This window comes from Chthoniobacter flavus Ellin428 (assembly GCF_000173075.1).
Lineage (GTDB): Bacteria > Verrucomicrobiota > Verrucomicrobiia > Chthoniobacterales > Chthoniobacteraceae > Chthoniobacter > Chthoniobacter flavus.
In genome coordinates, this window is record NZ_ABVL01000027.1 from 1 (window position 1) to 22383 (window position 22383).

Sequence of the window (22383 nt, forward strand, 5' to 3'; positions counted from 1 at the left end):
CTGCGTCGCGGAGCGACGCCCTCAAAGAGAGGCGCTGCGCGCATCGGGTTTTCGGTCAGCGACTAGGAAGTCGCCGCTCCCAGTGGCGCCATCTCCTTCGACGTCTAAACACCGGGCAAAGATGTGGGTAATGCTTAGAGTCCTCTACCGCTTTCGAGAATTCGCCCCAAAGCGGTAGAAGACTACCGCATCTCCAAAACGCAAGCGAAGCTTCCCACGGAGCTTGCTTCGGACGTGTATTCTCTTCCCCCAAAAAAGCGAAAGGGGCGGCTTTCGCCGCCCCTTTGGTAATGGGTTGATGATTTGTTAGCGTCTCGCGGATTACCCGAGCGCGGGCTCGAGTTCCGTCGGATCGGGCTCGGTGTATACAAGATGGTCGCCCAGGTTCACGATCTTGATGTCGCGGTGCGCCGGGAAGCCGGTGCCCGCGGGGATCAGGTGACCCATGATGACGTTTTCCTTGAAGCCGCGCAGGTGGTCGATACGGCCGAGGGTGGCCGCTTCGGTGAGCACGCGCGTGGTGTCCTGGAACGACGCCGCGGAGATGAACGAGTCGGTCTCCAACGAAGCCTTGGTGATACCGAGCAGCACCGGCACCGCTTCCGCGGGCTTGCCACCCTTTTCTTCGACAGCAGCGTTTTCCTTCTCGAAGGTGAGACGGTCGACCTGGTCGCCCCAGAGGAGGCCGGTGTCGCCCGGTTCGGTAATCTTCACCTTGCGGAGCATCTGGCGCACGATGATTTCGATGTGCTTGTCGGCGATTTCCACGCCCTGGAGGCGGTAAACCTCCTGCACTTCGTTGACCATGTGTTCCTGCAGAGCCTGCGGACCGCAGACGTCGAGGATGTCGTGCGGAGGCACGGGACCATCGGTGAGCTGCTGGCCTTTCTTCACGAAATCGCCCTTGGTGACGATGATGTGCTTGGCCAGCGGCACGAGATGCTCTTCCTCGGCGCCGGTTTCCGGATCAGTGACGATGATCTTGCGCTTGGCGCGGACCGCACCACCGATCTCGACGATGCCGTCGATCTTGGCGATTTCGGCGGCGTCCTTCGGACGGCGCGCTTCGAACAACTCGGCCACACGCGGGAGACCACCGGTGATGTCCTTCGTCTTCGCCTGCTTACGCGGCGTCTTGGCGAGGAGCTGACCGGCCAGCACTTTCTTGCCCTCGACGACGGCGACGTGCGCCCCGGCGGGAATCGAGTAGCTGGAGATGATCTCCTTGGTCTTCTCGTCGACGACGACGATCTGCGGGTGCAAGTCTTCCTTGTGCTCGATGACGACGGTGCCTTTGACGCCCGTCTCAGGATCGATCTCCTGCTTGACGGTCACACCAGCGATCATGTCGCGGAATTCCACCTTGCCCGATTTCTCGGTGAGAATCGGGACGTTGTGCGGATCCCACTGCACGAAGGTTTCGCCCTTCTTGACGTGGCCACCGTCGGCGATGGAGATCGTCGAACCAACGACGATCTGGTAACGCTCGAGTTCGCGGCCATCCTTCGCGTGGATGGTCACCGAGCCGTTCTTGTTCAGAACGACCCACTGGCTCTCGGTGTTCTGCACCGCCTTGAGGTCATTGAAACGGATTTCACCGTCGTTCTTGGCCTTGACGACCGGCACCTTGAACGTGCCCGAGGCGACACCACCGATGTGGAAGGTACGCATGGTGAGCTGCGTGCCGGGCTCGCCGATGGACTGGGCGGCGATGATGCCGACCGCTTCGCCGAGCTTGACCATCTGGCCAGTGGCCAGGTTGCGGCCGTAGCACTTGGCGCAAACGCCACGCTTGGATTCGCAGGTCAGCACCGAACGGATCTTGAGCTGCTCGACACCGACCTTCTCCACCGCTTGCGAGGTGGCTTCGTCGATCAGATGGTTGCGCTTGAGCACGGTGGAACTCGTCACCGGGTCCTTCACCGTCTCACAACTCACGCGGCCGATGATACGGGTGGCGAGGTCGACGACTTCTTCGTCGCCTTCGTAGATCGGGCGAACGACGATGCCTTGGGTGGTGCCGCAATCGTCCTCGTTGATGATGACGTCCTGCGACGCGTCAACGAGCTTACGGGTGAGGTAACCGGAGTCCGCGGTCTTGAGCGCGGTATCGGCCAGACCCTTGCGGGCGCCGTGCGTGGAGATGAAGTATTCCATCACGTTCAGGCCTTCGCGGAAGTTCGACGTAATCGGGCGCTCGATAATTTCACCGGACGGCTTGGCCATGAGGCCGCGCATACCGGCGAGCTGCTTGACCTGCTGGCGGTTACCGCGCGCGCCGGAGTCGACCATGAGGTAGACCGGGTTCAGTTCCTTGCGGCCCTCGTTGTGCTCGAGGGTGCGGAACATGACGTTCGAGATTTCGTCGCCGGCATGGGTCCAGATATCGATGATCTTGTTGTAGCGCTCGCCGTCGGTGATGATGCCGGAGCGATACTGCTTCTCGACCACTGCGATCTGCTTGTAGGCGTTCTCGAGCTCGACGTGCTTTTCCTTCGGAATGATCATGTCGATGATCCCGATGGACACGCCGGCTTTGGTCGCCCAGGTGAAACCCATTTCCTTCAGGCGATCGAGCATCTCGACGGTGGCCTGGTGGCCCGCCTTCTGGTAGGTGCGGAAGATAATGTCGGAGATCTGCTTCTTGCCGCAGGCCTTGTTGAAGAAGCCCACGCCTTCCGGCCAGATCTGGTTGAAGATCACGCGACCGGCGGTGGTCTCGATGACCTTGGCGGTCTTGTCGCCGTAAACCGTGTCCTTGCCGATGTCGGGGTTCTTGTAACGAATGCGGTCGTGCGCCCGCACGCTGCCTTCGGCCATGGCGAATTCCACTTCCGTGGGATTGGCGAAGAGCGGGAGACGGTCCGGCTCTTTCTGGCCCTGCAGCTTGCGCGGGTTCTGGCTCAGGTAGTAGCAGCCGAGCACGATGTCTTGCGACGGCGTGGTGACCGGCTTGCCGCTCGAGGGCGAGAAGATGTTGTTCGAGGCCAGCATGAGCATGCGGGACTCCATCTGCGCTTCCACCGAGAGGGGCACGTGCACGGCCATCTGGTCACCGTCGAAGTCCGCGTTGTAAGCGGTGCAGACGAGCGGGTGAATACGGATGGCTTCGCCTTCGATGAGCTGCGGCTCGAAAGCCTGGATCGACAGACGGTGCAGCGTGGGCGCGCGGTTCAGGAGAACCGGGTGGCCCTTGGTCACCTCTTCGAGGATGTCCCACACTTCGGGCGTCTGGCGCTCGATCATCTTCTTGGCGCTGCGCACGGTGTGCACATAGCCGAGTTCCTTGAGGCGGCGGATGATGAACGGCTCAAAGAGCACGAGCGCCATCTTCTTCGGCAAGCCGCACTGGTGGAGCTTCAGCTCCGGACCGATGACGATGACCGAACGACCGGAGTAGTCGACGCGCTTGCCGAGCAGGTTCTGCCGGAAACGGCCACCCTTGCCCTTGAGCATGTCGGAGAGCGACTTGAGCGGACGGTTGCCGGCGCCGGTGACGGCGCGGCCGTGACGGCCGTTGTCGAACAACGCGTCGACCGCTTCCTGCAACATCCGCTTTTCGTTGCGGATGATGACGTCCGGCGTCTTGAGCTGGAGCAGGTTCTTGAGACGGTTGTTGCGGTTGATGACGCGACGATAGAGATCGTTCAGGTCGGAGGTCGCGAAGCGGCCGCCTTCCAGCGGAACGAGCGGGCGCAGGTCCGGCGGAATGACCGGGAGCACGTCGAGGATCATCCACTCGGGACGGGTATGCGAGTTGGCAAAGCCCTGCACGAGCTTGAGGCGCTTGGCCAATTTCTTGCGGATCTGCTTGGAGCGCGTGGTGCCCATCGCTTCGTCCAGTTCCTTCTGGAGCGTGGCGAGTTCGCAGCCGGAGAGCAGGGCCTTGATGGCCTCGGCGCCCATCCCGGCGTTGAAGGTCTCACCGTACTGGTCGAGGGCTTCCCGATATTCGACCTCGGTCAGGAGCTGGCATTTCTGCAGCGGGGTCTGGCCGGGATCGATGACGAGGTAATCCTCGTAATAGATGACGCGCTCGAGCTGGCGGCTGCTCATGTCGAGCATGAGACCAATGCGCGAGGGCATGCACTTGTAGAACCAGATGTGGCTGACCGGCACGGCCAGCTCGATGTGGCCCATGCGCTCGCGGCGCACGCGGGCGAGAGTCACTTCGACGCCGCAACGGTCGCAGATGACGCCCTTGTGCTTGATGCGCTTGTATTTGCCGCAGGAGCATTCCCAGTCCCGGGTCGGACCGAAGATACGTTCGCAGAACAGGCCGCCTTTTTCGGGCTTGAACGTGCGGTAGTTGATCGTTTCCGGATTCTTGACTTCGCCGTTGCTCCAGCTGCGGATGCTTTCGGCCGAGGCGACGGTAATGCCGACTTGATCAAAGCCGACCGCGCGCTCTTCACCCATCAATTCACGAAAGGAAGGTTCGCTCATAAGTATTGCTTAGCTGTTAGCTAGTTTGGTTGTGGGTTGTAAGTTGGTTAGATTAGCTGCGAGGTCGTGGTGACCGGCGCCTTGCCGCCGACCTTCACATCGAGGCCGAGCGACTGCATTTCCTTGATCAAAACGTTGAAGGATTCCGGCGTGCCGGCTTCCAGCGAGTTGTCGCCCTTGACGATCGACTCGTAGATGCGCGTGCGGCCCTGGACGTCGTCGGACTTGACGGTGAGGAGTTCCTGCAGCGTGTAAGCCGCACCGTAGGCTTCGAGAGCCCACACCTCCATTTCGCCGAAGCGCTGGCCGCCGTATTGGGCCTTGCCACCCAGCGGTTGCTGGGTCACGAGGGAGTACGGGCCGACCGCACGGGCGTGAATCTTGTCCGCGACCAAGTGGCCGAGCTTGAGCATGTAAATGTAACCGACGACGATCGGCTGCTCGAAAGCATCACCGGTGCGGCCATCGAAGACCTGCGCCTTGCCGGTCTCGGTAACCCAGGTGAAGCCTTCGACCTTCTTCGCGTCCTTGAGGTACTGGAAGATCTGCGACTCGTGAATGCCGTCGAAGACGGGCGTGGCGACCTTGAACCCGAGCGCCTTGGCGGCAACGCCGAGGTGCGTCTCGAGAACCTGGCCGACGTTCATACGCGAAGGCACGCCGAGCGGATTGAGGCAGATTTCGACGGGCGTCCCGTCCGCGAGGAACGGCATGTCTTCTTCCGGCACGATCCGGGCGACAACGCCCTTGTTGCCGTGACGGCCCGCCATCTTGTCACCGACCGAAAGCTTGCGCTTCGAGGCGATGTAAACCTTGACCTGCTTGATGATGCCGGGATCGACGTCATCGCCGCTCTCGACCTTGTCCATCGAGCGCTCGTGCTCGAGCTCCAGCTCGGCAAACTTGTGCTCAAACTGGCCGATGATCTCGCGGATCTTGTTGCGGATCGGCGACGGATCGATGTCCACGTGATCGTAGACGCCGGCCAGCTTGCGCAGCAGGGTCTTGGTGATCTTGCGGTTGGCCGGGATGATGATTTCGCCGGTCTGGGCGTTGACCACGTCGAGCGGGATCTTCTCGCCAAGGAGTATATTGGAGAGCGCCTCGGTGAGTTGCTCGTGCAGTTCGTCCTTCCGCTTGGTGTAATCTTCCTCGATGACCTTCGCCTGCTTCTTCGACTCAGTCGGCGAGAGCTTCACGCGGGTGATTTCCTTGCGGCTGGAAACCTTGACATCCATGACGATGCCGTAGGTACCAGAGGGCACGGTCAGCGAAGTATCCTTCACGTCCGCGGCTTTCTCACCGAAGATGGCGCGGAGGAGGCGCTCTTCCGGGGCCAGTTCGGTCTCGGACTTCGGCGTGATCTTGCCGACGAGAATGTCACCGGGCTTCACTTCCGCGCCGACGCGGATGACGCCATCCGGGCCGAGGTTGCGGAGCGCTTCTTCCGAGACGTTCGGAATATCACGGGTGATTTCTTCCGGCCCGAGCTTGGTGTCGCGGGCGCCGATTTCGAACTCATCGATGTGGATGGAGGTGTAGATGTCCTCCTTGACCACCTTCTCGGAGATCGTGATGGCGTCTTCGAAGTTGTAGCCGTTCCAGGGCATGAACGCGACGAGCACGTTGCGGCCGAGGGCGAGTTCGCCGTTCTCGGTGTTCGGGCCGTCGGCAATGACGTCACCCTTCTTCACGTGCTGGCCTTTCTTGACGATCGGCTTCTGGTTCACGCAGGTGCCGGCGTTCGAGCGCATGAACTTGCGGAGGTCGTAGAGGTAAATCCCCTCCTCCGGGTCGTGCTTGAGCTTCTTCTTGCCTTCGGGCATTTCGCCGTCCTTGGTGACGATGATCAGGTCGGCGCTGACGCTGGCCACCTTGCCGTTCGCCTCGGAGACGATCACGGCCTTGGAGTCACGGGCGACCTTGCCTTCCATGCCGGTGCCAACGAGCGGAGATTCGCTGACGAGCAGCGGCACGCCCTGGCGTTGCATGTTCGAGCCCATCAGCGCGCGGTTGGCGTCGTCGTGCTCGAGGAACGGAATGAGGCCTGCGGCCACGGAGACGAGCTGCTTCGGCGAAACGTCCATGTAGTGGACCTTCGACGGCTCGACTTCGAGGAAGTCGCCGCGATAGCGGACGGAGACCTTCTCGGCGGTGAAGTGGCCCTTCTCATCGATGGGCGAGTTGGCCTGGGCGACGAGGTAGTTTTCCTCGCGGTCGCCGGTGAGGTAATCGATATGCTCGAGAACCTTGCCATTCACGACCTTGCGATACGGCGTCTCGATGAAGCCGAAGTCGTTGATCTTGGCGAAGGTGGACATCGAGGAGATAAGACCGATGTTCGGACCTTCCGGGGTCTCAATGGGGCAGATACGGCCGTAGTGCGACGGATGAACGTCACGCACTTCGAAGCCGGCACGATCACGCGAGAGACCGCCTGGCCCAAGGGCCGAAAGACGGCGCTTGTGGGTGAGCTCGGCGAGCGGGTTCGTCTGATCCATGAACTGCGACAACTGGCTGCGGCCGAAGAAGTCGCGGATGACCGCGGACAGCGCCTTCGGGTTGATCAGCTTCTGCGGGGTCATGCCCTCGATGTTCACGTCGAACAGGGTCATGCGCTCCTTGACGAGACGCTCCGTCCGGGCCAGACCGACGCGGCACTGATTGGCGAGGAGTTCGCCAACGGTGCGGACGCGACGGGAACCGAGGTGATCGATGTCATCGAGCGTGCCTTCGCCACGGCGGAGGCCAGTGAGATACTTCATCGCGGCAATGAAGTCTTCCTTGGTCATCACGCGCTCGTCACCCTTCACGTCGACGCCATTATCCTGAAGCTTCTGGTTGATCTTGTAACGACCGACGCGGCCGAGATCGTACTTCTTCGGATCGAAGAAGAGACGCTTGAGCAGGCCACGGGCGTTCGGCACGGTGGGCGGGTCGCCAGGGCGGAGGCGGCGGTAGATGTCCTTCAACGCTTCTTCTTCGTCGTGCGCCGGATCCTTCTTCAGCGCCTTGATGATCGTGTCGTCGGCCTTGGTGTCGACGACCTGCACGTCCTTCACCCCGAGGGTGAGGATCTGACGGATGGTCGCCTTGGTCAGCGGCTCAAAAGCGCGCGCCACCGTGATCTCGCCGTCGCGGACGTCGGAGATGAGCACCTTGGTGGCGATTTCTTCTTCCTCGAGGCCCTCACTGAGCTTCAGCTTCTCGATGGTGTAGAAGAGCTTGATAATCTCTTCATCCGAGCCGTAACCGAGGGCGCGGAGGAAAGTCGTCGCCAGGAACTTCCGGCGGCGCTTGCGGCGATCGAGGTAGACGTAGAGCAGATCATTCGTGTCAAACTGCACTTCCACCCAGGAACCGCGGTCGGGAATGATGCGGAAGCTGAAGAGGACCTTGCCATTGAGGTGCAGGGAGCTCTCGAAGCAGATGCCCGGCGAACGGTGCAACTGGGACACCACGACGCGCTCGGCGCCGTTGATGACGAACGTGCCCTGCGGGGTCATGAGCGGGATTTCGCCCATATACACCTTCTCTTCCTTGGTGCCGTGCTCTTCCTTCAGGAGGAAGGTGACGTGCAGCGGGGCGCTGAAGGTCTGGCCTTCGCGCATCGCCTCGCGGATGCTCAGCTTCGGCTCGCCGATTTCATAGCTGGCAAAGTCGAGGGTGACCTTTTCGTCGTAGCTCGTGATGGGGAAGACTTCCTTGAATACGGCTTGGAGACCCGTCTCCTTGCGCTTGGAAAGCGACACATCCGTCTGGAGAAACTCAACATAAGAGTCGAGCTGGATTTCAATGAGGTTCGGGGGCTCGGCGCCTTCCCGGAGTTTACCGAAGTATTTGCGTTCAGACATGAGTGGTGCTCGGTGGACTGGCTGTGGTGCAGGTCGCCTTCACTCCGCCGCCAGTGAGGCAGAGCGCGCGTGGGAAAATGGGTTGATTTAGCGTGTCGCCAAACCCGGGGACGCAAAAATGCAGAGGCACAGAAACGCAGGGGACGGCGTGCATCCTCTGCGTTTCGGGGTCTCTGCTAAAATTATCTGCGTTCGGCGGGCGGCGACGGTGGTCAAGACAAAAAGCCGCGAGGTTGTAAATCTCGCGGTATAAAGGGACGGGGAACTTGGTGCGATTCCATGCCCTCTGCAAGAAAATTTTCAAAAAAGTTGAGCTTTTCTTGCCACTCACCGCCGAAAGGTTGGGAGGCTCGCTCAACCGATGGGGAAATCAAGGGTAAGCTTTAGAAAAAACACAACTCCACAGCGCGCAGCGCCGACGAGCGGTGAGGCTCGTGAAGCCCCACCCTTTCTGCCATACGGGAAGCCCTGCACAGAGAGGGCTCCTTTCGGCCCTACTATCGGGCCCAAGCCGTCTATTTCGGGGCGGCCAGATGTCCGCCCTTTTGATTCACCGCCAGGTGCAGCGAGTGCAGGACGTTGCTTCCATCGGCCGCTTTCGTATACGAGCCCCCGATCCACTGCCCCACTTTCACCTCGGAAGCCTTGGCCGGTTCCTTGTGCGCCTTGTCCTTGGTGATCTTGGTATCGGCATTGATGACGAACTTCAGATCCGGCCCGGTTCCTTTCACGGTGAGCTCGGTGTCGGTGATGGAATCCACCTGCGCGTAGAGCGGGATATACCTGGCTTTTTCCTTGGCCGGCGTGGCTTCCGTCGCCGGTTTATCCGCCGCCCAGACGATGCCCGGTGCGACTGCAGCGAGGAGAAGAATGCAACCAACGGTTCGGAGAGAGCATTTCATAACGGAGAAGTGTCGATGAATGATTTCGATTCCAGCCCAAGGCGGTCTACACGCCGCCGTCCCTAATCAGCACCCAATAGAACCCAATGCTCCCCTCCCCGCAAGTGCCACCGGGAACAAAGCCACCCTCATCCGCCTGCGCGATCAAGACGATGTTCCATCGCCCTCCAGCGCTGAGACTGGATGTACCGGGGGGGAATTTCGGGTAAGCAACCCCGCCACCCAGCGTGACAGCGGCGGCCCGAACGCCCCGATCACTCGCTACGCCGGGCAGATCGACACGCTCTTCGCCGAGATCAATCGCCAGGCCGATCCCACCTCTCCGGAAAAAACGCCGATACCCTGCTCCGCCTTCTCGTCGACGTGCAAAAGGAAACCGCCGCCATCGCCACCCTGCTCGAAGGACGCTCCGATTCGGCCGCCAGGCGCAACGCGTTTCGCCGAAGCGTCCTGCGACACATCGCCGGCACCCTCCGCGTCCTCGCCCTGCCCTACCCTCCCCGCTCGCCGAAGACATCGCCATTGTCCTGCTCAACAACATGAAGACCTTGAAAGGCACGTCCGGCCTCAAACCTCAGCTCAACGCCCCCACCAGCCCCGGCGCCATGGAAGAGCGGCGCCACATGAACCGCCTTTACCTCGCCGATTGCTTAGGGGGCCTTTCAAAGGCGTAAAATTTGACATCAAAATGATGGGGATATATATATAGTGATGACAAAACACAAATTCAGGTTCCGGAAGAACTGCTTCAGGAATTCGTGCTTTTGCTCCGCCGCCGTGAATGGTCCTTAGCTGAGACCTTTCGCCGCGGCGCTGAACTGCTCCTCCAAGTTTATCCTCAAGAAACCCATGCGCCTTCCGTGACATGGGCTCCGCCCGTCTCGAGTAGCGTCGGCTGGAAAGGATTGACCGCAGAGCAACTTCGGGAAGTTGCCTTCGCGGAGATGGATCCTCAGCTGGGCTGACCCCAACCAGCCTTTCACGATGCTTTCCATCGACGCGAATCTGCTGCTCTATAGCTTCAGTACTGCCGCCCCAGAACACGAAGCCGCCCGTCGATTCATCGAATCGATTTCTTCCCGCGAAGACGTGGCTCTCAGCGAATTCATTTTCACCGAGTTCTATCTACTTTTGCGCAACCCCGTAGTCCTCGCGCAACCTCTCACCGCGCCGGAGGCGGCGGAGGTGATTCAACACTATCGACAGCATCCTCGCTGGAAAATCACAGGTTTTCCGCCGACCAGTCGCGAATTACACGCCGACCTCTGGCATCGCGCCGCCGCTCCGACCTTTGCTCGCCGCCGCATTTACGACGCCCGCACCGCTCTTTCTCTTCGCGCTTTTGGCATCACCGAATTTGCCACCGCCAACGAGAAGGACTTCCAGGACTTCGGATTCTCCAGAATTTGGAACCCTCTGATCTCACCGCAATAGGTCGCCAGCCGGCCTAGTGCTCGCCTGTTTCGCCGGCGTGCTTCACCGCGGCGATGGCCTCGTCGATTTTATGGGTGGCCTTTTCGAGGTCGCCTTTGCGCAGGTATTCCGTGGCCTGCTCAGTGAGTTGGCGGGCAATCGGCTGATAAGTCCCCTTTTTCTTGATCGCGTGCGAGAGGGAATCGTGAGCCTGTTCCAGCTCCGACAACGCCGTGCTCGCGTCAGTGGATGCCTTTTCCTTGGCCGCAGTGAGATGCTTCAGCGCGCTGTTGATCGATGGCTGTCCCGGAAAAGCTGGTTCGGCCTGGGCAGATAAACCGACGAAGATGAGGGGCACAGCAAGGAATACCGGGAGGATCGAGGAGAGTTTCATGGTGACGTGATTTGGGACAATGTGGGGCAGTACGATGCGACGGCGAACCGCATCCCGGGCGCCGAAAGCGCCAAAGGATCCAACCAGGAAGCAACACCACGCATCGCAATCGTTGTCGCACCCCCGCCCTCCTCTGGCGAGCGGAATCCGCCAACGCCCATGCTATCGGGCGGATCAGCTCCACGAATCGCTCACTCCGCCAAGCGCACCACCACCCGCATCAAGTCGAGCTCGATGAAATTTTCCGGCTTGGCCAACTTGTGCACCGCGATCAACTGACGCTCGCCATTGTTGACCGTGAAGTTCAGATCGCTCTTGTTGTGGGTGATCAGCGGCTGCCGGACGGTGATCAGCGTGTTGTGCGTGGTCAAAACCTGATTTTCCCCCTCCATTTTCAGCAGTTCCTCATGCTGCGGCGTCAGGCGCAAATAGACCCGCTGGCCATTCTCCAGAACGGTCGGCTCCACTTCCAGCGTCGTTCCTAAATTCCGCGTTTCGTAGGCCAGGGGAAGGCCTTGCACCGTCGCCTTATTCACGGGCTCCGGTTTTTTCGGAGGTGGATTATCCCCCGGCGCCTGCGGTGGCTCAAATTCGGTCGCATAGCGCTTTTCCAGAAGGGTTTCCGAGACAGCTCGAGCTTGATCCACCGTGCGCACTATCGGCCACGCAAGGAGCACGGCTTCCTTGCTTTTCAGCATCGCCTGCAATCTTTCCCACGCCGCCTGCACGGTCTTTTTCTCTCCCGATCGGAACGCCGAAATTAACTCGAACGCTTTCGTCTCGTCCATCGCCACCATTTGGAGATCGATGGAAACATTCCACCGCGTGTGGATTCGGGCTTGCGCCTCGTCTGCCTCCTTCTGCCACATCTTCACGGTTTCGGGAGAAGGCGGCGGCGTCTTCTCCGGCGGCACCGAAAGCGCCTGACCAAAAGTAGCGGCCGACCACATTGCCGCAGCCGTCAAAAAAAGTGCGATCCGGTTCATGGCAACTCGTTGTTTTCCAGGCACGGATTATTTTGCCACCGCCCACCGCACGCGGACGAGGTGCAGTTCGATCCAACCTTCCGGCTTTGTCAGCACATGGACGCCCACCAATTGATACTTGTCGCTGGCCACGGTCAGAGACTCCGTCACCGAGGAAACACCGAAGAGCGGCTGCATTTCCCGCACGACTGTCCTCCCTTCATTCATCCGACTGTCGCTCTTTTCCATTTCCAATAATTCCACCCGCTTGGGCGCGAGTTCGACATGCACCCGCTTTCCGTCGTCCAGCACGGTGGGATCCACCTCCAGAGTCACCCCCACATTCCGAGTCTCGAAGCCAGCCGGCAAGGCATCCTCCACCAATGGCTTTTCGGCGGTAGCCGCGGCCAGGTCCTCCACTTTCGGCGGCAATGGCTCTTCATATTCGGTGGCATACCGCTTCTCCGTGATCGATTCCGAGACGGCCCGGCTGCCATCGACCGTGCGCACCATGGGCCAGGCCAGCAGCATCGCTTCTTTCGTTTTGATCATCGCCTGGACCCGGCCCCAGGCCATGTCCACCTTCTCCTGCTCACCCGACTCCAAATCGGGAATCAGATCCAACGCCTTCCCCTGCTCCACCGCCACCATCACCAAATCCACACAGATATCCCACTTGGAGCGCTTGGCTCCTTCCCGTCGCGCTTCCCACATTTTCTCCAAGGGATTCGGCGTCTCCGATCCGGGGGCGACCGGCGCGGCCAACGCCGTCGCCGCGTCACTACTCTGACCTCGACTACTCACGGACAGTGCACCTGCAGCCAACAAGACAAATGCCAGGATCTTCATAGGGAAACTTTTCGACGAACTGCGTCGAGGATCATTCAAACGCACTCGGCAGGCAATCCTCGTTGTAGCCGCTCAGTGGGCCCGGCGGGTTCACCGAACCCGGCTACAGCTTCACCGGCCGGACGATCGCCCGAATCAATTGCAGCTCGAAGTAATTCACCGGCTTGGTCAACGGATGACGACCAGCAATTGCCGCCGCCCGTCGGACGAACGCCGGTCACCAGGCTGTCCGCCTCGAAAGGCTGCGGCTTGGGTGCCGGAATGAGGATGTTGCGCTCGATTTGGACGTGTCCGTGATCGCCCACCTTAATCATCATCGTTAACCCTCCTCAGCCAGCCCGTGATTAAGGATTAGGATCAAGGATCAAAGACTACGCCTGAGAGATCGACGCCATCTCGCCCCAAAAAAGCGAAATCGCCACCCGGTTGCCCGGATGGCGATTTGCTAAAGTCTTTCGTGGTATCGAAGCACACCATTCCCTTTGGGAATCGCGGCTGCTTCGGCCCGAGAGAGTCGACTTACTTGATTTCGATCGTTCCGCCAGCGGCTTCGATCTTCTTCTTGATGTCTTCGGCTTCTTCCTTGGTGACGCCTTCCTTGAGCGACTTCGGAGCGCCTTCGACGAGGGCCTTGGCTTCGGCGAGGCCGAGGCCAGGAACCGCCGCGCGGACTTCCTTGATGATCGCGATCTTCTTGGCGGCATCGGCAGCCTTGAGGATGACGTCGAAGGAGGTCTTCTCTTCGGCGGCAGCCGCCGGAGCAGCGGCACCACCACCGACTGCCGCGACGGCAACCGGAGCAGCGGCGCTGACGCCCCACTTCTCTTCGAGCTGTTTGACGAGGTCAGCGACTTCCAGGACGGTGAGTCCGCTGAGCTGTTCCACTAACGTATTGGTATCGGCCATATTATTTTTCGGTATCGTCGCCACTCGAGGCTTCGGGCGATTTCAAAGCGGCAGCCGCCGCTCCGACGAGGAACCATTGGTTGTTTGTTTAAAGTGCGGGCGCCAATTGCGGCGCTCGCGGAATTCCACCTGGCTGGCACCAAGCGGAAAAGGGGTTTGGTTCCTTAATCCTTAATCTTGTTCCTTAATTTTTAATCCTTTCCCCTCAGCAGAGGGATTAAGGATTAACGATCAAGGATTAAGGATTAAAGAAAGTGAAATCAGGCAGCGGCGGCGCCGTCCTTCTCGGCCTTGGCCTTGAGCAGGCGGGCCAGCGACGAGGCCGGCTCGTTGAGCACGCGGACGAGCTTGCTCGCCGGGGCATTGAGGACCCCGAGGAAGGTGGCCAGCAGGACTTCACGCGACGGCAGGTCGGCGATGGCTTTGATCTGATCGGTCGAGACGACCATCTTGTCCACGATGCCGGTCTTGACTTCCGGCTTCTTGAACTCGGCACTGAAGGTCTTCAGGACCTTGGCCGCGGCGGCGACGTCTTTGTCACCGACGATGATCGCGGTCTGGCCCTTGAACTCCGCGAGTTCGGGCAGGCCGGCTTCCTTCGCCGCGCGGCGCAAGAAGGTATTTTTCACGACGTGGCAACGGGCGCCGGTGTTGTGCAGGCGGTTCCGGAGCTCGGCAAATTGACCGACCTTCAGGCCGGTATAGTCGGCCACAAAAAGGAACGGCGAAGCGTTCAGCTTCTGCTGGAGATCGTCGACGATGGTTGCTTTCGCAGGATGGGGCATGGCTAGGGTCTCCGGTTAGAATTTGAGGAAGCTGGACGCATCGACCTTGAGACCGGGAGTCATGGAGGCAGCCAGCGTGACGTTCTCGACAAACACGCCCTTGGCCGTAGCCGGGCGGGCCTTGACGATCGCTTCGATGACGGTCTTGCCGTTCTCGACGAGCGCTTCGGGCGCGAAAGAAAATTTGCCGACCGGGACGGCAATGTTGCCGTTCTTGTCGAGCTTGAACTCAACACGGCCCGCTTTCACTTCCTTCACAGCCTTCGCCGTGTCGTCGGTGACGGTGCCGGTCTTCGGGTTGGGCATCAAGCCCCGCGGGCCGAGCACCTTGCCGAGCTTACGGACTTCGGCCATCGCAGCCGGAGTGGCGATCGCCACGTCGAAGTCCTGGAAACCACCGGTGACTTTTTCGATGATATCCTTGTATCCGACGAACTCAGCGCCGGCTTCGCGAGCCTGGGTCGCCGCCGAACCTTCGGCGAAGACGAGCACGCGCACTTGCTTGCCCGAACCGTGCGGGAGCGGGGTGGTGCCGCGGACCATCTGGTCGCTCTGCTTGGGATCCACGCCGAGGCGGAAGCTCAGGGTGACCGTCTGGTCGAACTTCGTGGGCGGCAGGGTCTTGAGGACCGAAACGGCCTCGGAGAGCGCATAGCTCTTTTTTGCGTCGACCTTCTCGGCCGCCGCGCGATAACGTTTACTCCGTTTATTTGACATCAAAGGGGTGCAGTTCAAACGAGTCTAAGGCTCTCCTGCGTTACTAAGTTATGTCCCACTTCCAGAATGGAAATGGGGCGCGCAAAGTAGCTGAACCGGGCGGGGTGTCAAAACATTTTTCCAGGAAACCGCGACTCGTCAGCGCTGCAGTCGGGGTCAGTGAGCCCGGATGGCGAGGCGACAGACCGACACAATACCGGAATCAGCGCATTCTGCCTCCTCCTCTAAATCCACGTCTCTTCTCGATTGCCATCGGATATGTTGGTCTGTCCGAAGGTATTTGGAGACATTTGATAGTCGCGTTGGCTGTGCGATCTAAAAAGCAATTCGCTGCAGCGCCGTTCGACAACCCGAAACCACGAAATCCAATGCGAGAGTTCATGCTTAAACTCAACGGCGGCGATGGTTTTTTCGAGCCGGTTTCCCGTTATCCCGAGATTCTCCGCCCGGCTTCCATCCCCTGCGAGCACGCAGAGGGTTGGGGCAGTCATCGCATCCGCATCGACGGTGTCGATATTGCATTCTCCGACGAAGACTTCGGCTTCCAAGTCACTTTTGAGTCCGACAGTCTTTCCGAGCAGCGCGCCACTCAAATTATGGATGATATTTGCGAGAACATTCGAGTCACGACGGGAGCTTCGACAAAGGTTGTCTCGTTATGATCGCAATGCCTCGTCAAGTGCGGCAACGACCTGCTCCGACTGAGAGGGGGTAACGAAATACAATGTGAGCGGAGGAAGGACCACGGATTACGCGGATTACAGAAATCCGCGTCGACTCGTCTCATCCGTGCAATCCGCATAATCCGTGGTCAAAAAATTCCTTTTGTCCGACTTTCGGTCCACTCTCTGAGGTCGTTAAGTGTCGCCTCGCGTTCATATAAATGAAGGCGAAACCAGCTGTGACCAAAGTGATCCCCATTCGACGAACGGCTTCCCCGAATTAAATGCTCGCTATTCCCCGGAACGGGACGAGGGTGTGAATCTGCTTCTCCCGTAACATCTCCACGGAGCCCGCGCGGTCTACTTCCTGAGTCGGCAGGGAAAACCACTATGCAAGCCCATCTGCTCGACCAGGCGCTCCTCATCCTCCCGTGCCAGGGATATCTCGTCAACGTCATCTCACGCCGGGTGCGTCAGTTGTCCAATGGGCATCGGCCCATGGTACTGGTGGACTTCGGCATGGGCCTGGCGGATATCGCCCTCACGGAATTGATTGCGGGTAAACTCAGCTACGAACGCACCGATAAATTCGTCCCGGAGCCGATCGTGGCGCGACGTGGCAGCGAAAATCAGACGGATGGCGCACGCAGCTCTCCCTCGACTTGGCCCGATTCGCCGCGGACACGATCCGAATGAAATCTTCGATGTTAACTCTCCATGAGCTCGCCCAGGTCATCGGAGTCACTTTGCCGCGGGGGGCAGAACCGGCCAGGCCACGCCTGCGACGCCAGCAACGGGTTCGCTCGCTGGGACATCCACGTTCCTAACCCGCGCCCCCACCGTGATCATGCCCGACGATCCACCCGCATCCACGGCGAAGAACATCATCGCCGCCATCCATCAGCTCTCCAAGCGCTCGGCGGAACTCAGGGAGTCGGCAAAAAAGAACGGGATCGAGGCGAATCGATTGGCCTCGCACATCGCTCTGCTCCAGCGGGAATTGGAGCGAATCATTGAACCATAAGAAACCGCCCGGAGAGAGCGCTTGCTTATCCTGGCAAAGCTCTTATTAGTGACGAGCAGTGTTTTAGCCCTCTGGCCCAGTTCTCTCATTAGTTTCTGCAAACGCCCCGACTTGCTCGGGGCGTTTTGCTGCCGCCGTGCGTCCTCCGATCCAATGTCAGGCGACAGTTTCCCCTGCCGAATCCGCACCCGGCCCCGCCGGTGCCGCCGCATCGATGAACCTTTGAACGTGCAGCGCCGCGATTTGATCGATAAGAGGGCGCAGCAGTTTCAAATTACCACGATAACTCTTGCCTTCCTTGTGGATGCTCCCGGTTTGCACCAACCCTTGCAACTTCTCGTAAAGCCGCAGGCGCAGCATATCCTCCCCACCATGTGCCGCATTGCGCGCCTGGAGGTTGCCGTAGACCACGGTGAAGAGCGGCTTGAACTCATATGTCGAATTTCCAGAAAGCGCGCCGACCAACTCTTCGGTTAGCAAATCGGGACTGCCTCGCCGCCAAGTTAGACGTTTTCTCATGGACACCAATCGCAGTGATCCGGCGCTTGTCCAGCAATGACCGCTCTCGAGGTCCCGCGACGATGGCCTCCGCCGGCGGACCTAAATGCTCTTTCGAAGCAGAGGATGAGGCACCGTTCGCACCGGCGGTTCGTCGGAGCTAAAATCGAACTGGGTGAAATAGAGTCCACTCTGCCCTTCCGAAGACGGCACCGTAAAATCGACACTCACTACATTGCCGTCGACGCGCACTTTGGTGATGTCAATGGCCTGGAAGGATTCCTGCGGCAGGGAACGTATTTGCTGCCACTCTCCCGCGACCTCCCATTTTTCGATCATGGTTTTCCCGGCGCAGTAGATGTGAAGTTCGCTCAATATTTCCAACCCTCCTTCTTTCAATGTCGTGGTGAACAAAAGCACGGCGGCGACATCATCGTGGCGGGAGGGAATATTGATCTTGCGAACCCATTTTTTCCGCTGGAGCAGATTCTCAAAAAATTTCGCCAGCCCGGCAGAAACATCCCGTCCGAGCACGGCCTTGTCCAGATCGGCTTGATTGGGTTCGAAAATCACTATCCGGCGCGATTCGCTCTTGGCCGATTCCGGCTCCGCGGGCGTAGGTTGATGTCGCAAACCTGGCATGGGTTAACGTCGGACCTGCCGGCAGGAATGCAAGGAAAGCGCGGTTCGCTTTTCTCCCCGCGCTCCCAAAAGCAAGGCGAACCCCTCCGTGATTTCGTGAATGAAATCGGGAGGGGAAAATAGGAATGCCGCTAATTCGCGTTCTTGAGCCATTCCTCGAAATGGGTCGGACCGAGGCGTGGGTGCTGCCCCGGCGTGAGGCTCTGATCGTTGACCTCAATGCCGTAGTAGCGGGCGTGGGCGTCCGTGGTCACCGTCCGCGCGTCGTGTTTGGCGTCCAGGTATTTCCGCACGGCGTGGTCGATGCCAATCGGTTCGGGGCCGGCGATTTCGATCATCCCGTTCACCGGTTGGGCGACGGCCGCCTGGGCCACAAAGACCGCTACGTCACTCGCCGCCATGGGCTGGAACAGCGCCGACGGCAACCGCACCGTCGACCCTTCGGTCGCCGACTGGGCGATGCCGTTCACGAACTCGAAGAACTGGGTGGCACGGACGATCGTGTAGGGAATCGAGGCCGCTTTAATCAGATTTTCCTGGGCCATCTTCGCGCGGAAGTAACCACTGTCGAGCAACCGCTCGGTGCCGACGACCGACAGCGCCACGTGATGCCCCACCCCCGCGGCCGCTTCCGCGGCGAGCAGATTGCGCCCCGACTTCTGGAAGAACTCCAGCACGGCCTGGTCCTCCCAGACGGGCGCATTTGCGACATCGACGACGACCTGCGCGCCGGCCAGCGCCCCGGCCAGGCCCTCGCCGGTGACCGTATTGACGCCCGAGGAAGGCGAAGCCGGCAGCACGTCGTGCCCCAGCTCGCGCAGGTTCTGCACGACCTTTTTGCCGATCAGTCCGCTGCCGCCGATGACCACGATTTTCAAAGGGTTCCCCGCGCCGTTGTGAATGGAAGATGATGTATTCATAGCGGAGCCATCCTTCGCCCAACGCCGCTTTCCGTGTAGCCGGGGAATGCCCATATCAGCTATGCACAAAGTGCATGACCGCGTTTGAGAATCTCTCCCTGCTCCGCGCGTTCGTCTGCATCGTCGAGTGCGGCAGCATTTCCGCGGGCGCGCGGCGCTTGAAGATTTCCCAGCCGACCCTGAGCCGCCAGCTCCGCACGCTGGAGGACCACTGCGGCGCCCCGCTCCTGCAACGCGACACCCACGCAATGTGTCTCACACCGATCGGGCGGAGTTTGCTGGCGGATGCGAGGACGATGCTGGCTCATGCGGAAGAGGCGGAACAGCGTCTCCGCCAGGACCAAATGGAGCTGAGCGGCCATCTGCGTCTGTTTGCGACCATCGACTGGGGCCAGTGGGTGGTCACGCCGATGCTCAGCAGTTTCCTGCAGCTCCATCCCCGGGTCACGGCGGAACTCGCGCTCACGAATCGTCCGTTGCACATGCTCCGCGAAGGCTGCGACATCGGCATTCTGCCCGGCAAAATCACCGACGAAAGTGTCGTGGCCCGGCCCGCGGGCATGATCGGTTTTCATCTGGTGGCGGCGCCATCCTTGATCAAAAAACATCCCGTCGCCAAAAGGCCGGCCGACTTGAAATCCTGGCCGTGGATATCGATCAGTGGCTTTCAATTTTGGAGTTCGAAAGAGGTGACACTCGCCGGCCGCGGTGGCGTCGAACAAACGCTGCCCATCTCGCCCATCTTGATTTCCGAAGGGGTGACGAGCCTCCGCGAAGCGGCGCGCACCGGCCTGGGGCTGGCGCTGATGCCGGATTGGTTGATCGAGGAAGACCTGCGCTCCAAACACCTGGCGCACGTGCTCCCCCAGTGGAGACCGAAGGACCTGCCGCTGCACGTCGTCTACGCCGGCCAACGCCTCCTCCCCGCCCGCGTCAGCGCCTTCATCGACTTCGCCGTCGCTGACATGTCGAAGGTGCTGGCGGCCTATCCCTAGAAGCGCAGTAAGAAAACCACGGTCTCAAACGTATCACTCAGCATGAAGACCGTTCTCATCGTCAGTTGTTTGTCTGCGTTCATCGGCATATCGGCATTTTCCGAGCCGGACACCGCGACGGCCACCGCCGCCATTCCTCATCCCCTGAATGAGGCAACTCGTCTGCAACAGGAATTCGAGAGCCGTCGCGCAGCTGCGCTTCGCCCCGTCCTCGCCTGGTATCGCGCTCGCCTGGAAGCGCTCCAACAGACTGAAGAATCGCCCGAGGCACAGGAAGCAATTGCCAGGGCGCTGACCTCCGCTCGCGAGACGTTCTGGCAGGAGGACCAGCCCGAACTCCGGCAAGCGCTTCTCGCGCAGCCCTGGCTCTGGCGGAGCGAAGACGATGCCGAAGGAGTCGCCACCTCTTTTCACCCGGATGGCAGCGTCGTTCACATCGGGATGCGCGGCACCTGGCGGATCACCGGACCGTGCGAGGTCACGATTCTGACGGAAGCAGATGAGCGATTTGTTCTCCGCTTCAACGCGTCTCTCAGCGCCTACGAAGCCGACCGCAGGAACGTTTCAGGGCGTCGCCTCGCCGCTGTTCCGTAGCAACCGAACGTAGCCATCCAGGCGCCGGCGAACGCGCCTGCGTTCCGCGCCAGCGGCAAATCCTTGCCTGCCGCGGCGTTTTCCAGAACATCCTCCCATGACGTTTGACGCAATACGCGCCCAGATCGTGGCGTTCCGAGACGCGCGGGATTGGGACCAATTCCACCAACCGAAAGAACTCGCGATGGCATTGTCCATCGAAGCGAGTGAATTGCTGGAACACTTCCTTTGGAAATCAACTGCGGAAGTCGAGCAGCGCATCGCCACGCGGCGGGAGGATATCGCCGACGAACTCGCCGACGTGGCCGTCTACCTCATCGAACTTGCCGACAAGGTTGGCGTGGATTTACCGACGGCGATCCAGCGGAAGATGGCGAAGAACGCACTCAAATATCCCGTGGAAAAAGCGAAGGGCAGTAACAAGAAGTATTCCGAATTCACGGAAGAAGGCGCCTCGTAATCTCATTACGCATACTCGCGAAGATTTTTAAAACCGCGAATGGACGCCAATAGAAGCGAATGGAAAAACGAATCCGCCCCCACTATTCGCGTTCATCAGTGTCCATTCGCGGTCCCTTTTTCTTTTCGGAGCTTCCGGGGGCCTTTGGGTAAGGCTAACTCCGACCAAGCTCCACAACCCATTCCGCCAATCATTTTTGAGCTTCGGACGCGGCGGTTGTAGCCGGGTTCACCAAACCCAGCTCCAGCACCCCCGCTTACCGCGAACGGCCATCTCCCTACCTGGCCGATTTCTTCAAAGCGTCGGCGATCTCGTTGATGGCCTGATACGCTTTGGGCAGGATCTTGGCGTTGGAGAGGAAGCCGTGCATTTGGCCGGGGTAGAGTTTCACCGTCGCGGGGACGCCTTCCTTTTGCAGGCGCGCGGCGTAAGCCTCGCCTTCGGCGCAGAGCGGGTCGTAGCCGGCGAGGATAAAGGTCGCCGGCGGAAGACCCTCGAGGCTCGGCGCGAGGAGCGGCGAGACTCGCCAGTCTTTCCGCAGCGCGGCATAGGGGACGTATTTCTCGATGTAATCGCGCATCGCGTCGTCGGTGAGGATGACGTCCTTGGTGAAGCGGCCGTAGTAGTCGCCGCTCAAGGAGAGGTCCACCGAGGGGTAGATGAGAATCTGCGATCGGAGATGAACCGCGCCTTCGTTGCGCAGGGCGAGAGCGGTAGCGGCGGCGAGGTTGCCACCGGCGCTGTCGCCTCCCACGGAGACGTGCTCGGGGTCGAGATGCAAGGTCGCGGCATTGGCCACGACCCAGCGCGTGGCGGCGACGGCGTCTTCGTAGGCAGCGGGAAAGGGATTCTCCGGCGCGAGCCGGTACTCGACGCTGACCACGGCGGCGTCGGTTTTGTTGGCGATGGAACGGCAAATCCAGTCGTGCGTGTCGAGGTTGCCGACGAGCCATCCACCGCCATGGAAAAAGACGAGCACGGGCAGCGGGGCCTCGAGCGAACAACCCGCGCCACGATAAAGGCGCACCGTGATCGGACCTTTGGGGCCGGGCACCTGGTACTCCTTGATTTGGTAGACTTGCGGGAGATCGGGCTGGGTGAGCAGGCGCGCGCGACGATAGGCCTCGCGTCTCATTTCCGGGGTCTGCGGTCCCGCGGCAGCCGACGGCAACGCCTTCAGGTAGGCCGCGGAATCCGCATCCATCGGTTCGGCCGGGGTGAAGGCATTCTGGGCGTGGAGAGGCATGGCGAGAAAGGTCATGGCAAGAGCGAACGGGAAGATAGCCGATAGGAGTTTCATGGAGCGCGGTGGAGGGAGCCGAGGTCGCACGAGAAGATTGTTGTCGGCTATCGACTG

Annotated in this window: 22 protein-coding genes; 8 read left to right on the forward strand and 14 right to left on the reverse strand. The window is 60.2% G+C overall.

Annotation, left to right across the window (positions count from 1 at the left end):
- Window positions 1-321 precede the first annotated feature (321 nt).
- From rpoC to CFE428DRAFT_RS27250, 4 genes are all read right to left on the reverse strand, one after another.
- Entirely contained in the window at window positions 322-4446 is a 4125-nt protein-coding gene (gene rpoC / locus CFE428DRAFT_RS27235; RefSeq protein WP_042725921.1) for a DNA-directed RNA polymerase subunit beta', read from the reverse strand.
- 47 nt (window positions 4447-4493) lie between these two features.
- Complete coding sequence (gene rpoB, locus CFE428DRAFT_RS27240; RefSeq protein ID WP_006982917.1) at window positions 4494-8300, reverse strand: DNA-directed RNA polymerase subunit beta; 3807 nt, start codon at window positions 8298-8300, stop codon at window positions 4494-4496.
- A 515-nt stretch (window positions 8301-8815) separates the two neighbouring features.
- A complete protein-coding gene (locus tag CFE428DRAFT_RS27245) occupies window positions 8816-9202 on the reverse strand; it encodes a hypothetical protein (RefSeq protein WP_006982918.1) in 387 nt (128 codons plus the stop codon).
- Between the two features lie 261 nt (window positions 9203-9463).
- Window positions 9464-9661: a hypothetical protein gene (locus CFE428DRAFT_RS27250; RefSeq protein ID WP_042725922.1), complete on the reverse strand. Its 198-nt coding sequence runs from the start codon at window positions 9659-9661 to the stop codon at window positions 9464-9466.
- An 80-nt stretch (window positions 9662-9741) separates the two neighbouring features.
- Between CFE428DRAFT_RS27250 and CFE428DRAFT_RS40645 the strand changes: the two genes are divergently transcribed.
- Complete coding sequence (locus CFE428DRAFT_RS40645; RefSeq protein WP_272941144.1) at window positions 9742-9876, forward strand: hypothetical protein; 135 nt, start codon at window positions 9742-9744, stop codon at window positions 9874-9876.
- 310 nt (window positions 9877-10186) lie between these two features.
- Window positions 10187-10636 (forward strand): TA system VapC family ribonuclease toxin, encoded by a 450-nt coding sequence (locus CFE428DRAFT_RS27260; RefSeq protein ID WP_006982920.1) that lies wholly within the window; start codon window positions 10187-10189, stop codon window positions 10634-10636.
- 13 nt (window positions 10637-10649) lie between these two features.
- Here the strand turns inward: CFE428DRAFT_RS27260 and CFE428DRAFT_RS27265 are convergent, their stop codons facing one another.
- From CFE428DRAFT_RS27265 to rplA, 6 genes are all read right to left on the reverse strand, one after another.
- Window positions 10650-11009, reverse strand: a complete 360-nt coding sequence (locus CFE428DRAFT_RS27265; protein ID WP_006982921.1) for a hypothetical protein — start codon at window positions 11007-11009, stop codon at window positions 10650-10652.
- A gap of 191 nt (window positions 11010-11200) precedes the next feature.
- Entirely contained in the window at window positions 11201-12019 is an 819-nt protein-coding gene (locus CFE428DRAFT_RS27270; protein ID WP_131989281.1) for a hypothetical protein, read from the reverse strand.
- Between the two features lie 3 nt (window positions 12020-12022).
- Window positions 12023-12823 carry a hypothetical protein gene (locus CFE428DRAFT_RS27275; RefSeq protein WP_006982923.1) on the reverse strand — a complete coding sequence of 267 codons (801 nt, stop codon included), beginning with the start codon at window positions 12821-12823 and terminating at the stop codon, window positions 12023-12025.
- 519 nt (window positions 12824-13342) lie between these two features.
- Complete coding sequence (rplL, locus tag CFE428DRAFT_RS27280) at window positions 13343-13729, reverse strand: 50S ribosomal protein L7/L12 (RefSeq protein ID WP_006982924.1); 387 nt, start codon at window positions 13727-13729, stop codon at window positions 13343-13345.
- A 260-nt stretch (window positions 13730-13989) separates the two neighbouring features.
- Window positions 13990-14514, reverse strand: coding sequence for a 50S ribosomal protein L10 (rplJ, locus tag CFE428DRAFT_RS27285; RefSeq protein WP_006982925.1), 525 nt, complete (start codon window positions 14512-14514; stop codon window positions 13990-13992).
- A gap of 15 nt (window positions 14515-14529) precedes the next feature.
- A complete protein-coding gene (gene rplA, locus CFE428DRAFT_RS27290; protein ID WP_006982926.1) occupies window positions 14530-15231 on the reverse strand; it encodes a 50S ribosomal protein L1 in 702 nt (233 codons plus the stop codon).
- 50 nt (window positions 15232-15281) lie between these two features.
- Here rplA and CFE428DRAFT_RS37855 point away from each other — a divergent pair, with 50 nt between their 5' ends.
- The 3 genes from CFE428DRAFT_RS37855 (at window position 15282) to CFE428DRAFT_RS27305 (ending at window position 16917) form a co-directional block, all read left to right on the forward strand.
- A complete protein-coding gene (locus tag CFE428DRAFT_RS37855; RefSeq protein WP_131989280.1) occupies window positions 15282-15893 on the forward strand; it encodes a hypothetical protein in 612 nt (203 codons plus the stop codon).
- A 390-nt stretch (window positions 15894-16283) separates the two neighbouring features.
- Window positions 16284-16589, forward strand: coding sequence for a DNA-directed RNA polymerase subunit omega (locus tag CFE428DRAFT_RS39250; RefSeq protein ID WP_006982928.1), 306 nt, complete (start codon window positions 16284-16286; stop codon window positions 16587-16589).
- 151 nt (window positions 16590-16740) lie between these two features.
- Complete coding sequence (locus CFE428DRAFT_RS27305; protein WP_006982929.1) at window positions 16741-16917, forward strand: hypothetical protein; 177 nt, start codon at window positions 16741-16743, stop codon at window positions 16915-16917.
- 156 nt (window positions 16918-17073) lie between these two features.
- Here CFE428DRAFT_RS27305 and CFE428DRAFT_RS27310 read toward each other — a convergent pair whose 3' ends face one another.
- The 3 genes from CFE428DRAFT_RS27310 to CFE428DRAFT_RS27320 form a co-directional block, all read right to left on the reverse strand.
- Window positions 17074-17436, reverse strand: a complete 363-nt coding sequence (locus tag CFE428DRAFT_RS27310; protein ID WP_006982930.1) for a hypothetical protein — start codon at window positions 17434-17436, stop codon at window positions 17074-17076.
- Window positions 17437-17517: 81 nt separating this feature from the next.
- On the reverse strand, window positions 17518-18057 hold the full coding sequence (locus CFE428DRAFT_RS27315) for a hypothetical protein (RefSeq protein ID WP_006982931.1): 540 nt from the start codon (window positions 18055-18057) through the stop codon (window positions 17518-17520).
- Window positions 18058-18188: 131 nt separating this feature from the next.
- A complete protein-coding gene (locus CFE428DRAFT_RS27320; protein WP_042725928.1) occupies window positions 18189-18935 on the reverse strand; it encodes an SDR family oxidoreductase in 747 nt (248 codons plus the stop codon).
- 116 nt (window positions 18936-19051) lie between these two features.
- Between CFE428DRAFT_RS27320 and CFE428DRAFT_RS27325 the strand changes: the two genes are divergently transcribed.
- The 3 genes from CFE428DRAFT_RS27325 (at window position 19052) to CFE428DRAFT_RS27335 (ending at window position 21026) form a co-directional block, all read left to right on the forward strand.
- A complete protein-coding gene (locus tag CFE428DRAFT_RS27325; RefSeq protein WP_006982933.1) occupies window positions 19052-19972 on the forward strand; it encodes a LysR family transcriptional regulator in 921 nt (306 codons plus the stop codon).
- A gap of 42 nt (window positions 19973-20014) precedes the next feature.
- Entirely contained in the window at window positions 20015-20566 is a 552-nt protein-coding gene (locus tag CFE428DRAFT_RS27330; protein ID WP_006982934.1) for a hypothetical protein, read from the forward strand.
- 97 nt (window positions 20567-20663) lie between these two features.
- Window positions 20664-21026 carry a nucleotide pyrophosphohydrolase gene (locus CFE428DRAFT_RS27335; protein WP_006982935.1) on the forward strand — a complete coding sequence of 121 codons (363 nt, stop codon included), beginning with the start codon at window positions 20664-20666 and terminating at the stop codon, window positions 21024-21026.
- Between the two features lie 277 nt (window positions 21027-21303).
- Here the strand turns inward: CFE428DRAFT_RS27335 and CFE428DRAFT_RS27340 are convergent, their stop codons facing one another.
- Window positions 21304-22326 carry an alpha/beta hydrolase gene (locus tag CFE428DRAFT_RS27340; RefSeq protein WP_006982936.1) on the reverse strand — a complete coding sequence of 341 codons (1023 nt, stop codon included), beginning with the start codon at window positions 22324-22326 and terminating at the stop codon, window positions 21304-21306.
- Window positions 22327-22383: the final 57 nt, after the last annotated feature.

What these genes read in the sequence shown, in the direction of transcription:
- rpoC (WP_042725921.1), bottom strand. Translation starts at nt 4,446, where the DNA reads ATGAGCGAACCTTCCTTTCGTGAATTGATGGGTGAAGAGCGCGCGGTC.
- rpoB (WP_006982917.1), bottom strand. Translation starts at nt 8,300, where the DNA reads ATGTCTGAACGCAAATACTTCGGTAAACTCCGGGAAGGCGCCGAGCCC.
- CFE428DRAFT_RS27245 (WP_006982918.1), bottom strand. Translation starts at nt 9,202, where the DNA reads ATGAAATGCTCTCTCCGAACCGTTGGTTGCATTCTTCTCCTCGCTGCA.
- CFE428DRAFT_RS40645 (WP_272941144.1), top strand. Translation starts at nt 9,742, where the DNA reads ATGAAGACCTTGAAAGGCACGTCCGGCCTCAAACCTCAGCTCAACGCC.
- CFE428DRAFT_RS27260 (WP_006982920.1), top strand. Translation starts at nt 10,187, where the DNA reads ATGCTTTCCATCGACGCGAATCTGCTGCTCTATAGCTTCAGTACTGCC.
- CFE428DRAFT_RS27265 (WP_006982921.1), bottom strand. Translation starts at nt 11,009, where the DNA reads ATGAAACTCTCCTCGATCCTCCCGGTATTCCTTGCTGTGCCCCTCATC.
- CFE428DRAFT_RS27275 (WP_006982923.1), bottom strand. Translation starts at nt 12,823, where the DNA reads ATGAAGATCCTGGCATTTGTCTTGTTGGCTGCAGGTGCACTGTCCGTG.
- rplL (WP_006982924.1), bottom strand. Translation starts at nt 13,729, where the DNA reads ATGGCCGATACCAATACGTTAGTGGAACAGCTCAGCGGACTCACCGTC.
- rplJ (WP_006982925.1), bottom strand. Translation starts at nt 14,514, where the DNA reads ATGCCCCATCCTGCGAAAGCAACCATCGTCGACGATCTCCAGCAGAAG.
- rplA (WP_006982926.1), bottom strand. Translation starts at nt 15,231, where the DNA reads ATGTCAAATAAACGGAGTAAACGTTATCGCGCGGCGGCCGAGAAGGTC.
- CFE428DRAFT_RS37855 (WP_131989280.1), top strand. Translation starts at nt 15,282, where the DNA reads ATGTCCCACTTCCAGAATGGAAATGGGGCGCGCAAAGTAGCTGAACCG.
- CFE428DRAFT_RS39250 (WP_006982928.1), top strand. Translation starts at nt 16,284, where the DNA reads ATGCAAGCCCATCTGCTCGACCAGGCGCTCCTCATCCTCCCGTGCCAG.
- CFE428DRAFT_RS27305 (WP_006982929.1), top strand. Translation starts at nt 16,741, where the DNA reads ATGCCCGACGATCCACCCGCATCCACGGCGAAGAACATCATCGCCGCC.
- CFE428DRAFT_RS27310 (WP_006982930.1), bottom strand. Translation starts at nt 17,436, where the DNA reads ATGAGAAAACGTCTAACTTGGCGGCGAGGCAGTCCCGATTTGCTAACC.
- CFE428DRAFT_RS27315 (WP_006982931.1), bottom strand. Translation starts at nt 18,057, where the DNA reads ATGCCAGGTTTGCGACATCAACCTACGCCCGCGGAGCCGGAATCGGCC.
- CFE428DRAFT_RS27325 (WP_006982933.1), top strand. Translation starts at nt 19,052, where the DNA reads ATGACCGCGTTTGAGAATCTCTCCCTGCTCCGCGCGTTCGTCTGCATC.
- CFE428DRAFT_RS27330 (WP_006982934.1), top strand. Translation starts at nt 20,015, where the DNA reads ATGAAGACCGTTCTCATCGTCAGTTGTTTGTCTGCGTTCATCGGCATA.
- CFE428DRAFT_RS27335 (WP_006982935.1), top strand. Translation starts at nt 20,664, where the DNA reads ATGACGTTTGACGCAATACGCGCCCAGATCGTGGCGTTCCGAGACGCG.
- CFE428DRAFT_RS27340 (WP_006982936.1), bottom strand. Translation starts at nt 22,326, where the DNA reads ATGAAACTCCTATCGGCTATCTTCCCGTTCGCTCTTGCCATGACCTTT.